At 69.6% G+C, this 12,473-nt stretch carries 8 protein-coding genes; 5 read left to right on the forward strand and 3 right to left on the reverse strand.

The window, feature by feature from the left end; genetic code table 11:
- Positions 1 to 27 precede the first annotated feature (27 nt).
- The 3 genes from ACZ53N_RS01710 to ACZ53N_RS01720 are packed head-to-tail and all read left to right on the forward strand — an operon-like array spanning position 28 to position 5,922.
- Positions 28 to 834, forward strand: coding sequence for a hypothetical protein (locus tag ACZ53N_RS01710; protein WP_469138985.1), 807 nt, complete (start codon positions 28 to 30; stop codon positions 832 to 834).
- A complete protein-coding gene (locus tag ACZ53N_RS01715) occupies positions 831 to 3,086 on the forward strand; it encodes an NHLP family bacteriocin export ABC transporter peptidase/permease/ATPase subunit (RefSeq protein WP_469138986.1) in 2,256 nt (751 codons plus the stop codon). The genes ACZ53N_RS01710 and ACZ53N_RS01715 overlap by 4 nt, the downstream gene beginning before the upstream one ends.
- Before the next feature lies 1 nt (position 3,087).
- Positions 3,088 to 5,922, forward strand: a complete 2,835-nt coding sequence (locus ACZ53N_RS01720; RefSeq protein ID WP_469138987.1) for an NHLP bacteriocin export ABC transporter permease/ATPase subunit — start codon at positions 3,088 to 3,090, stop codon at positions 5,920 to 5,922.
- 12 nt (positions 5,923 to 5,934) lie between these two features.
- Here ACZ53N_RS01720 and ACZ53N_RS01725 read toward each other — a convergent pair whose 3' ends face one another.
- A complete protein-coding gene (locus ACZ53N_RS01725; protein WP_469138988.1) occupies positions 5,935 to 6,126 on the reverse strand; it encodes a hypothetical protein in 192 nt (63 codons plus the stop codon).
- A gap of 19 nt (positions 6,127 to 6,145) precedes the next feature.
- Positions 6,146 to 8,230: a catalase gene (locus tag ACZ53N_RS01730; protein ID WP_469138989.1), complete on the reverse strand. Its 2,085-nt coding sequence runs from the start codon at positions 8,228 to 8,230 to the stop codon at positions 6,146 to 6,148.
- 244 nt (positions 8,231 to 8,474) lie between these two features.
- On the opposite strand from ACZ53N_RS01730, the gene ACZ53N_RS01735 reads away from it, so the two are divergent.
- Entirely contained in the window at positions 8,475 to 9,317 is an 843-nt protein-coding gene (locus ACZ53N_RS01735; protein ID WP_469138990.1) for a PE-PGRS family protein, read from the forward strand.
- On the opposite strand, the gene ACZ53N_RS01740 is transcribed toward ACZ53N_RS01735, so the two are convergent.
- On the reverse strand, positions 9,247 to 10,881 hold the full coding sequence (locus ACZ53N_RS01740; protein ID WP_469138991.1) for a PE-PGRS family protein: 1,635 nt from the start codon (positions 10,879 to 10,881) through the stop codon (positions 9,247 to 9,249). The two genes, ACZ53N_RS01735 and ACZ53N_RS01740, sit on opposite strands and share 71 nt — an antisense overlap.
- A gap of 282 nt (positions 10,882 to 11,163) precedes the next feature.
- On the opposite strand from ACZ53N_RS01740, the gene ACZ53N_RS01745 reads away from it, so the two are divergent.
- A complete protein-coding gene (locus ACZ53N_RS01745) occupies positions 11,164 to 12,315 on the forward strand; it encodes a beta family protein (protein ID WP_469138992.1) in 1,152 nt (383 codons plus the stop codon).
- Positions 12,316 to 12,473 lie beyond the last annotated feature (158 nt).

A 12,473-nucleotide genomic window follows, 5' to 3' on the forward strand; every position in this document is an offset into this window, starting at 1 on the left:
CCACGAATGCAGTCGAAGGAATAGTCCGTGCAGTTCCGCCAAAAGGCGCTGGCCAAGCTGCAATCGCCCGAAGAGCTCGATCTGCCCGTACGCTTCGCGCGCCCACAGGGCCGACTCGTCCTGGCCGTGACGGTACTCGTCATGGCCGTGTCGAGCTTCTGGGCATTCACCGGATCCGTGTCCTCCAAGCAGAGCGCACCCGGCGTCCTCACCCACGCCGAGGGCAGTTACCTGCTGCAGAGCCCCTATGCCGGGCAGGTCACCGGAATCTACGCCGAAGAGGGCCAAATGCTGCCCCCCGGTGCCCCGCTGCTCAAGCTCAGTACGGACCGCGGAGACCGCACCGTGCGCGCGGTGGCCGGGGGACGGGTGACGACCCTGGCCGCCAAGACGGGTGCGGTCCTCACCACCGGCGCGGACGTGGCGACCGTGGAACGCGTGAAGGACCCCAACGACCCGCTGGTGGCCATGCTGTACGTGCCCGCCGGCAGCGCCGGAACGATTCCCGTGGGAGCCCCCGTCGACCTGACCGTCCAGTCCGCCCCCCAGCGGCAGTTCGGTGTGCTGCGCGGCCACGTCAAGGCGGTCGGCCGCGCACCCCGGACACCGGAGCAGATCGGCGGCTTCCTCGGCGACAACCGGCTCGCCGCCGAGTTCTCCCGGCACGGCAACCCCGTCGCGGTGCTCGTGGAACTGGAACGCTCCGCCACCACCAAGTCGGGCTACCGGTGGTCCGTAACGAGCGGCCCCCCCTACGCCGTCGACTCCGCGACACCGGTCACCGGCGCCGTCCACCTCTCCGCGCGGCACCCCGTCGACTGGCTGCTCCCATGACTGTTTCCACCGGCTCCCACGGCGCGCGCCGCCGCCGCCCCGAACCGGCGCGGGCGAACAGCAGGCGCCGCAGGCCCGCGCCCGCCCCCCGGGGCAGAACGCGTAAGGCCGTACGCACCCCCACCGTGCTGCAGATGGAGGCGGTGGAGTGCGGCGCCGCCGCGCTCGCCATGGTGCTCGGCCACTACGGCCGTTTCGTCCCCCTCGAAGAGCTGCGCATCGCCTGTGGCGTCTCCCGCGACGGCTCCCGCGCCGGCAACCTCCTCAAGGCCGCCCGCGGTTACGGCCTCAAGGCCAAGGGCATGCAGATGGACCTGGCCGCGCTCGCCGAGGTGAGCCCCCCGGCCATCCTCTTCTGGGAGTTCAACCACTACGTCGTCCACGACGGCATGGGCCGCCACCTCGGCCGCCGGGGCGTGTACATCAACGACCCCGGCAAGGGCCGCCGGTTCGTCCCCATGGACGAGTTCGACACCAGCTTCACCGGCGTGGTGCTCACCTTCGAACCCGACGAGGGCTTCCGCCGCGCCGGCCGTAAGCCCGGCGTGCTGGGCGCCGTGCCCGCCCGGCTGCGCGGCACCTCGGGCACCATGCTCGCCGCCGTGCTCTCCAGCCTCCTGCTGGTGCTCGTCGGCGCGGCCGTGCCCGCGCTGAGCCGTACGTACATCGACATGTTCCTGATCGGCGAGCAGACGTCCCTGCTGGGCGTTCTCTTCGCGTCGATGGCGGCCACCTTGGTGCTCACCGCGACGCTCACCGCTCTGCAGCAGGCCAATCTGCTGCGCGGGCGCATCATCTCCTCCACGCTGGGCAGCGCCCGCTTCCTGCGGCACCTGCTCCGGCTCCCGGTCACGTTCTTCTCCCAACGCAACCCGGCCGACCTCGTCCAACGCCTGCAGTCCAATGACGCGGTCGCGGAAACCCTCGCCCGCGACCTGGCCGCCGCGGGCGTGGACGCCGTCGTCGTGGTGCTCTACGCGCTGCTGCTGTGGACCTACGACCCGCAGCTCACCGTCGTCGGCATCGGCATCGCGCTGCTCAACGTGGCGGCCATGCGGATCGTGATCCGGCTGAGGGCCACCGGCACCCAGCAGCTGCGCGCCGAGAGCGCCCGGCTCACCAACACCTCCTACAGCGGTCTGACGCTCATCGAGACGATGAAGGCCACCGGCGGCGAGAACGGCTTCTTCCGCCGCTGGGCAGGACAGCACGCGATCACCCTCGACGTACAGCAGCGGCTCGGCGTGCCCAGCGCGTGGCTGGCCGTCGTCGCGCCCACCCTGGCCGCGCTCAACAGCGCCCTCATCCTGATGATCGGCGGACTGCGGGCGGTGGAGGGGCATCTGTCGGTCGGTCTGCTCGTCGCCTTCCAGGCCCTCGTGACCAGCTTCACCGCGCCGATCACCCGCCTCAACGGCGTGGCCGGCCGGATCCAGGACTTCGCGGCCGACGTCGCCCGGCTCAAGGACGTCGAGAACTTCCCCGTCGATCCGCTCTACTCACGGCGCGAGCCCGCTGCCGGCACCCGCCGCCTCAAGGGCCATGTGGAGCTGGACCACATCACCTTCGGCTACAGCCCCCTGGACGCCCCGCTGCTGAAGGGCTTCTCGCTCTCGGTCGGCCCCGGGCAGCAGGTCGCCCTCGTCGGCGGCTCCGGCAGCGGCAAGTCCACCGTCTCCCGGCTGATATCCGGCCTCTACACCCCCTGGGAAGGTGCCATCCGCATCGACGGGATGCGTCTGGAGGACATCCCGCGCGGCGCGCTGGCCGCCTCCGTCTCCTTCGTCGACCAGGATGTCTTCCTCTTCGAGGGCACCGTCCGCGACAACATCGCGCTGTGGGACCCCTCCATCACCGACGAGGCCGTCGTCGCCGCCCTGGAGGATGCCGCCGTCCACGACGTGGTCGCCCGGCGCCCCGGCGGCATCCACAGCCGCGTCGAGCAGGACGGCCGTAACTTCTCCGGCGGTCAGCGCCAACGCCTGGAGATCGCCCGCGCGCTGGTGCGCCGCCCCAGCGTCATGGTCCTCGACGAGGTGACCAGCGCCCTGGACGCGGTGACCGAGCGGATCGTCATCGACAACCTGCGCCGCCGCGGCTGCGCCTGCGTCGTCATCGCCCACCGGCTGAGCACGGTGCGCGACAGCGACGAGATCGTCGTCCTCGACCGCGGCACTGTCGTGGAACGCGGACGCCACGAGCACCTGGCCGCCGCGCAGGGCGCGTACGCCGAATTGATCAAGGAGACGTGAGGTGACGACCCCGCACCACACCACCATCCCTCATCCCTCCGGCAGCCCCGACCCGGTCGTGGCGGCCCTCGGCGGACTCGGCTCGGCGGTGGACTGCACCGGCGTCAGCAGCCTGTCCCTGGAGGGCCCGCTCGTGCTGTGGCTCGTCGTGGACGGTGCGCTGGACCTGTTCGCGGTCGACGCCGCGCAGGCCGGGCACTGGCACTTCCTGGGCCGCCTGGAGGCGGGCACCCTGCTGCTGGGCCCGGCCGAGGGCCCCGGACACACCCTGGTCGGCCGGCCGCTGCGGGGCTGCCTGCTGCGCCGCGTCGAACTGCGCGAGCTGTACCGGCCGGACCACGGCGACCCGTGGGGATACACCCCCGCCGACGCCGCCCCGAGCCCCCTGGAGGACGCCTTCGCGCGCGGCATCGGCCGCGGCCTGCGCGTGCTCTACCAGGCACCGCTGGACGGCCGCCCCACCACCGGCCACGGCGGGGCCGACGACGACATCCTGTGGATGCACATCACTCCCGGCAGCGTGCAGTACGGCGCCGCGTACGCGGCGGAGGCGATCGGCACGCTCCTGATCGACCCGGTGATGTGGCAGGGCATGGTCGACCAGCAGTACCGGCTGCTGTACGCCCTGGACGACTGGATCGAGCAGCTCGAGCGCGCCCACGAGGACCGCACGGCCGCCGGCATCCAAGCGGGCGAGGCCGCCCGCACCCAGGCGGACCAGGCGCTGCTGGCCTCGATCGACCGCACCGGAACGACCTCCCGCCGCGGCGCGAGCGCCGACGCGACCTTCGCCGTGTGCCGCCTGGTCGCCGACGCCGCGGGCATCACCCTGGCCGAACCGGCCGGGACGGCCGCCACGAACCCGCGCCTGGACCCCGTCGAACGCATCGCCCTCGCCTCCCGGATCCGCACCCGCGTCGTCAAGCTCGACGGGCGCTGGTGGAGGGAGAACAGCGGGCCCCTGGTCGGGCACCGGGCCGACACCGGGGCTCCGGTCGCGCTCCTGTGGCGCCGGGGCGCGTACGAGGCGGTGGACCCCGCCCTCGGCAGGCCGACGCGGATCGGCAAGGCCGAAGCGGAGGACTTCGCCCCGCGCGCCGTCATGCTCTACCGCCCGTTGCCCGACGGAAAACCGAGCTTGCTGAGGCTGCTGCGCTTCAGCGTGCGCGGCACCCGTGGCGAGCTGCGCGGCCTCGTCCTGGGCGGGCTGGTCGCCGTCGGCCTGGGCGCACTCGTCCCCATCGCCACCGGCAGGGTCCTCGGCGAGTACGTGCCCAACGCCGAGAACGACCTCATCGTGGCGACCACCCTGGCGCTCATCGCGACCAGCGTCGTCTCCGCCGCGTTCATGCTGCTGCAGAACATCTCCATCCTGCGCATGGAGGGCCGGATCGAGGCCACCTTGCAGCCGGCCGTCTGGGACCGACTGCTACGGCTGCCGACGACGTTCTTCGCCGGCCGCTCCACCGGCGAACTGGCCGGCGCCGCCATGGGCATCAGCGCCATCCGCCGCGTGTTGTCCGGCATCGGCTCCGTGTCCGTACAGGCGGGCACCGTCGGCACGATGAACCTCGTGCTGCTGCTCGTCTACAGCGTGCCGCTGGCGATGGCTGCCCTCGCCATGCTGCTCGTCATCGCCGCGGTCTTCCTCGGCCTCGGACTGTGGCAACTGCGCTATCAACGGCAGCTGATCAAGCTCGGCAACAAACTCAACAACCAGGCGTTCCAGACCCTGCGGGGCCTGCCCAAGCTGCGCGTCGCCGCGGCCGAGAGCTTCGCCTACGCCGCCTGGGCCCGGGAGTTCGCCCGCACCCGCGAACTGCAGCAGCGCATCGGCCGGGTCAAGAACGTCATCACGGTGCTCAACGCGGTCTGTCTGCCACTGTGCACGCTCGTGATGTTCATGCTGCTGGCCGGCCCGGCCCGGGGCACCATGTCCGTCGGCGAGTTCCTCACCTTCAGCACCGCCGTGACGATGATGCTGTCCTCCGTCACCCAGCTGACCGGCGCGCTCCTCTCGGCCGCCGCCGTACAGCCGATGTTCGAGCAGCTCAAACCACTCCTCGCGGAAACCCCGGAAGTACGCGCCTCCAGCACCCCACCGGGCGAGCTGACCGGCGCCGTCGAGACCAGAAACGTCTCCTACCGGTACACCGACGACGGCCCGCTGGTCCTCGACGACGTGTCGTTCCAGGTGCGGCCGGGAGAGTTCGTCGCGATCGTCGGCGCCAGCGGCTGCGGCAAGTCGACCCTGCTGCGCCTGCTCATCGGCTTCGACAAGCCTCTCTCCGGCAGCGTGCTCTACGACGGCCAGGACCTGGCGGCCCTCGACCAGTCGGCCGTCCGCCGCCAGTGCGGCGTCGTCCTCCAGAACGCCCAGCCCTTCTCCGGCTCGATCCTCGACTGCATCTGCGGCGCCGAGACCTACCCGCTGGAGGAGGCGTGGGAGGCGGCCACGATGGCGGGCCTGGCCGAGGACATCAAGGCCATGCCCATGGGCATGCACACCATGCTCTCCGACGGCGGCGGCACGGTCTCAGGCGGCCAGCGCCAACGCCTGATGATCGCCCAGGCCCTCATCCGCAAGCCACGCGTCCTCTTCTTCGACGAGGCCACCAGCGCGCTGGACAACGAAGCCCAGCGCGTGGTCATCGAATCCACCCGCACCCTGCGCGCCACCCGCGTGGTGATAGCCCACCGGCTGTCCACGGTCATGGGCGCGGACCGGGTGATAGCCATGTCGGAAGGCCGAGTCGTCCAACAGGGAACCCCGGCGGAACTGCTCGCCGACGAGGGCGGGCTGTTCCACGAACTGGTGCGGCGACAGCTGAGCTGACCCCGGCCCGGCTCACAGCCGGATGCGGCCCGCGACGTGACCGCCCGCCTCACGGGCCGGGGTGGCACACGGCAACCGAGCCGCTTTCCGGTGGCGGAACTCGTCCATCCGCACTGGTTCGACCTCACGGCCGCCCAGCGGGACCTCGGATTCGTTCCGCCGGTCGGCTTCGCCGAAGGAATGGAGGAGTTGGCGAGGGCGCATCGCTCCCTCTCACGGCGTGTCAGCCGCTCAGTGGTGTCCGTTCCCAGTGCCGGTGCGCGCCGAGGGACTCGGTGACAGCCCGCAGGAAGTCATCGCTCACGGTGTCGGCGGTGACCACCCCCTGATCGACGGCCGGGGCGCCGTCGGCGCCGGCCATGCGCACGCTGTCGGGCAGGAGCGCGGCGAGCTCCGCCACCGACGCACCGAGCGCGCCGATCGGTTTGCCATGCCGGTAGGCGCCGCGTACGAACCGCCGCGCGAGGTCGTCGGAAACGGGGTCACCGGCGCCCAGGCCGGCTCCGGGCAGCACCACGGCGTCGTAGAGCACCGAGGCGACCGTCGGCAGCGCACGGTCCACCGCGAGGGCGCCACCGTCGGCGGCCCGCACCTCACCGTCGCGCGGCGCGATGAACTCCACGATCGCACCACCTTCCGTCAGCGCGTCCCGCACCGCCCGTGCCTGTCCGGCGTCCACACCGTCGGAGACCAGCACCGCGACCTGCCGGGTACTGATGGAACCGTCGCCCTTGTTGTTCTCCAGGCTCAGCGCCGGCGACGGGGTGGGCTGCGGGGTCTCCTGCCGCCGCGGTTCGGCGACACCGACACCCTGGGCGACCGCCACCGCGAGCTCGTGATCCACCCGCGCGAGCTGCTCCACGGTGCGCTCGCGCACGGCTCGCGCCCCGACCTTGCCCAACTCGAAGCGGAAGGCATCGACGATGTGCTTCTGCTCCCAGGCGGACATGCTGTGCCAGAACATCGCCGGCTGCGTGTAGTGGTCGTCGAAGCTGGGGCTGCGCCGACGGATCTTCTGCCCGTCGACGCGCTCGGTCAGGTGCCGGAACGCGGGGGAGTCCGGATCGGCGAGGGCCGGGCAGCCGCCGCCCAGCGAGTTGGGGCTGTAGCTGGTGCCCCGGTGGATCTGGTTCTGGTGGAAGCCGTCCCGCTGATTGGTGCGCACCGGGGCGACGGGCCGGTTGACCGGGATCTGGGAGAAGTTCGGGCCGCCGAGGCGCAGGAGCTGGGTGTCCAGGTAGGAGAAGTTCCGGGCCTGGAGCAGCGGGTCGTTGGTGAAGTCGATGCCCGGCACGACATTCGCCGTGTGGAAGGCGACCTGCTCGGTCTCGGCGAAGAAGTTGTCGGGGTTGCGGTTGAGGACCATCTTGCCGATGGGCCGGACCGGCACCCGCTCCTCCGGAATGATCTTCGTGGCGTCCAGCAGGTCGAAGTCGAAGGAATGCTCGTCCTCCTCCGGCACGAGCTGCACCCCCAGCTCGTACTCCGGGTAGTTGCCGGCCTCGATCGAGTCCCACAGGTCCCGCCGGTTGAAGTCCGGATCCCGCCCCTGCGTCTCCTGCGCCTCGTCCCACACCAGGGAATGCACCCCGAGCAGGGGCTTCCAGTGGAACTTCACAAAGGTGCCCTTGCCCGCGGCGTCGACGAACCGGAAGGTGTGGACCCCGAACCCCTGCATCGTCCGGTAGCTGCGGGGGATCGCCCGGTCGGACATCAGCCACATGATGGTGTGCAGCGTCTCGGGCTGGAGGGAGACAAAATCCCAGAGGGTGTCGTGGGCCGAGGCGCCGGTGGGAATCTCGTTGTGCGGCTCGGGCTTCACCGCGTGCACGAAGTCGGGGAACTTGATCCCGTCCTGGATGAAGAAGACGGGAAAGTTGTTGCCGACCAGGTCGTAGTTGCCCTCGGTCGTATAGAACTTCGTCGCGAACCCGCGGACGTCACGCACGGTATCGGCGGACCCACGCGGCCCCTGGACGGTGGAGAACCGCACGAACACGGGCGTCCGGACGGACGGATCCTGCAAAAACGCGGCCCGAGTGAACTCGGCGCACGACGCGTACGGCTCGAAATAGCCGTACGCGCCCGCGCCACGGGCGTGCACCACCCGCTCCGGGATGCGCTCGTGGTCGAAACGGGTGATCTTCTCCCGGAAGTGGAAATCCTCCATGAGGGTAGGCCCGCGCTCACCGGCCTGGAGTGAATCGTCGGTGTGATCGACGACGACACCTTGATCGGTGGTCAAGGGGCCTGCTGCCGGGTCCTCCGCGCGAAAGGTGTCCCGCTGCTCCTGCTTCGGATCGGCCATGGGGGTGTCCGTTTCCTTCCACTCACTGTGCGGCGGCGCCTGGATGTGACGCGTAACTACCCGAGTGACCCGGTAAGGGAAGGGGAAACGTGGCCAAGCAGGTGATTCGGGATCGGACCTGGACGGTTTGCTCGGGACCAGGCGATGCGGGCCACCGGGGGGCGTCGGGCCAAGGCGTCGTCCATGCACAGCCGATCACGGAAATGGGTATCCGACACCCCCGTCGACCTGGCTCAATGGGGGCATGGAGATCGGGGAGTGCTGGGCCTATCGGGCCAAGCCGAAGGAGCTGGGTGGCGCCCTGCGCCAGGTCGAGATCGTCCGGGTGGGTGCCTCCGGCAGGTCCGGAAGGACCCACGTGAGATTCCTGGACGGTGACGAGGCCGGACTACAGGAGTGGGTGAGCGCCGGATGTCTGGTTGCGCTCTGGGATCACGTCGAAGCTTTCCGTGCGGATGACGCGGCGGAGCTCGCCCTGGCCGACGCGTCGAGGAAGGTACGGGGGAGCGCCGAGTTCGAGGCGGCCCGGATGATCCTGGGCTTCGTCCGTCCCAAGGGGCGACTGCGTCTTCGCAAGGCGGTGGCCGATGCGGGCGTGCTGGAGTTCGGCCACCTCGACGAGACTGCGCCACTGGTGGGCATGGACCCTGCCGAGCTACGGGGCAACGCCATGATTCACGAGGACCGCAACGGCCTTTGCATGACCGGCTGGCCGATCACCGAGCGGATCGCGCGGCACGCCGCTCAGCTCCTGGCCGAGGAGATCCTGCCGGAGGTCGATCGGCGGCAGCATGCGATGGACGAGGAGCGCGCCAGGCCCGCCTGGCACTCGTACCAGCGCCTGGACAACCACAAGCTGGATGTGGAGGAGGCCGCTCTGCGCACGGTCCGGGAGTGGTGCGGGGAGGAGAAGACCGAGCGCTACGACGAGCTCGTGGCCCTACGCGCCGAGGTGCTGCGCCTCGGTGAACTGGTCGAGCAGGCCGTAAAGGCGCTCCGTGACCGTGGACATGGCGTCATCGCCTCCACCATTGAGCGCGGCCTTGGCGTCCATATCTCCACCCTTGGTCCTGACGTACGTCGTTGAACCCGTCACGCCACCGCCCAGGCTCCGGCTCGGGCGGTGCGGGCTCCGCCGGTGGCTTCACCTTTTCCGGGCGGTGCGGGTGCCAGCCGTCCAGGAACGGCCGCAAGTCGTCTCCCGTCGGCTCCGCGTGGAAATTGCGGGCACCGAGCCCCTTCCCGTTCAAGGTGGGGTCCAGCCGGTCGGCCTCCGCCCTGCCCCATGCCGACCACTCCCGAAGCCGGCCAGCCTCGAAGGGATCCTCCACCTGTGCAGCAGCCCCGTCCAGCGCGGTGCAGAAGGACCGGATCTCTCCGGCGGCTCGCCACTGTTCCAGCGCCGTCCCGAAGTGCTCGGCCCGAGCGGCGTCCACGGCTTTGATCGAAGCCACACCGACCGCGGCTTCCCACTCCCGTTGAGTGCGCTCCCGCTGCTCGGCCTCCAACCGACGCCGCTCAGCTTCCTGCCGTTTCCGCTCCTCCTGCTGCCGACACTGCTCCGCTTCACGTTCCCGCTGCAATCGCGCTTGATCATCAGCGCGTTCCCGCAACGCCCGGAAGATCGAACCGATCTGCTCCTCAAGAAGCTTCCTGGAGCTGTCGGCCCATTCTCTTTCCCAGGCGCGGGCGTATCCGAGCTGCTGCGTAACGCGCAATTCCAGCTCCCCGGACGGCTCGAACCGCTGTGCCGGGACAACCCGCTGCCAGTCGTACGTGCGGCGGCCCTCTTGCTTGGGCACGTACCGGACCTGCTTCTGCTGTTCCTTGAAGTTGATCTCGTACGTACTGCCGTGGACCGTGAGCAGTGGTCTCGGCTGCTTGCGCTTCTTGGACACCGCGATCTCGCCGTGGAGGGGGAGGGCCCGCTCGGCGATGAGCCTGATCAGCGACAGCACCCGAGGAAGCACCTCATCGGAGATCTCGAACGCGCTGGGGTCTGCGGTTACGGCCGCGAGGACATCGTCCACATCGGTGATCACCCGGCTTCGCGCCAGCCGGATCCGATTCCACTCCGTGTCGTCCTCACCGGTCACCCGGAGCAGCCCCAGGAAGAAGTCGCCTTTGGCCCGCCCGCTGTACTTCAGGTGGTACCCGGCGGGCGCACATTGGCGGGCCGCGTCGAAGGCCCTACGGTAGCGGGCTCGCTCCGCTGTGTCCGGATCGGGAATGCGGAGGAAGCGCCCTGCCCGCTGGACCTCTGCGATCAAGGCTGCGCCGACTTCCGCAGGAGAGGGCAGTGGGGCCTTGGCGACGCGTTGCGAAGGGGACTTCTGCTCGGCAGGTGCCTTCTGCTCAGGGCTGTCCGATTCCGGCTTCTTGGGGTCGGACGTCGCTGCTGGTCGGGACCTCCGCGGTGTCGCCTCGGGCCGGTCTGGGTGATGGCCGTGCTGGAGATAGAAGCGCCCGATATCCGTGATCTCCGCCCGCCACTTCCCGCCCTCCTTGGGCATGGCGATATGCCCCCGCCCCTTCAGAGCCCTGGCGGTGACGGCGAGTTCGGGGCTGTCTGACGTGACAGGTTCGACGCCCTCCCCGATACGGGTCAGCAGGGCGAACTGGCGATCGTTGAGGGGTGACCAACGGTGCATGTGATCGTCGTACCGCCAGGACTCATGCCGACACAAGTCCTGCGGGGAGTTTTCCGGGGGTGCTCGATCCCGGGGTCGGTCACCTCGATGACTCCCGAGAGGGGAATCGTCCGTACGTCAGCGAAGACGGCGCATGGGGCAGCGGGGACGTCCTCCAGGGTGAAACTGGCGGAGAGTTGGACGCGAGAAGGCCGTCGGGAGTGTCGAGGATGACGTCGGAGGCTCGTAGGGCGAGGACTTCGGCCGCGGCCTGCATCGTGTCGCACGCTCGGCGCAGCCCACATGGCCGAGAACGCCCTCTTTCCTGGCGAACCAGTGCCGCTCACCCTGGTGACCAGGGACGAGGAGCAAGCGGTGCAGAGGGGGAAAGCCGCTATGTTCGAACCGCTGTACGTTCCAGCGCTTCCGGCTCGACCTCATGCCGCGGACGCCTATAGCCGTCTGCGGCCCGACATCCAGGGGGCTGTGGCACCCCTGTGGAGTCTCCCGCTCCGTACCGGCCTGCCATCTTCGGAGCTCGGCGCCGCATGGCGGGGCGATCTGGGCGTGGTGACCAAAGTCCAGCGCTACTTCCCGGCCTGGCTGGACGCACCTTTCGCGGATGAGATCCAGTTGCCGGTGCTCGAACCTCTTTTACGGGGCGTTGCCACTGTGGCTCCTCTGCGGCCTGTAACGGGGCCGGAGCGGTCCAAGGCACAGCAGGCATGCGCACTGGAGACGGCCCAGCGTTCCGGTGACGGGCTCGGCATTCGGGTGCGGATGGCGGAGGAGTGGGGTGGTGGACTTGCCGAAAGCGTACGCGCCCTGCTGGCACGTACGGATTCCGGCGTGCAGGTGGATCTTCTCCTCGACCTGGCCGCTGTTCCGGCCAGCCGTCCCGAAGCGAGCAAGGAGGCGTTGAGGGCACTGGATGCCCTCATACCCCTCGCGCCGTGGCGGACTGTCGCCACAATTGGTGGCGGGATGCCGTCGATGACTGCTGACATGGTGGTTCAGGGCCTGCGCGACGAACCGCGCACGGATTGGACCGTGTGGTGCGAGACCGCCGACAGCGGGCGGCCCTACGTCAGCCTGTTGACCTACGGCGACTACGGGATTCAGGCTGTGTCCGACCTGGCTCGCGTTCCATCATCGGGCAGGGGCGGCCCGCCTTGGGGAGTACTGCGATACACCACTGAACGGTCCTTTGTCGTCGTGAAGATGCTTGCGCGCGGCGAGGAGCGAACAGCCAATAACCGGGCCATGGCGCGGAGGTTGTTCGAATCGGGTGATTTTCGGGCGCCGAGTACGAGCGCCGGTGAGGCGTGGATCCGTGACTGCGCGCAGGGGAGCGGGAGCGTTGGCACCGGCAGCTTCAGCACTTGGTTGTGGGTCAGTAGCGTTCAGCACATGACGTACGTCGTCCACAGCCTGCGAACCCGGATTACATCCTGACCTCGCGCTGGAGTCCCGCACAGCTACCGACGGCCAGTCAGGGCATGGCTCGGCGGTGCCAACGCTCGCATGTTCGCCTGACTCACCCGCACGACGAAGTACAGGCGCACGTAGCCGATCGCCATCAGGGCGATAGCGAACGGATAGCCGAACACCCA

The organism is Streptomyces sp. NPDC033229, assembly GCF_055576875.1.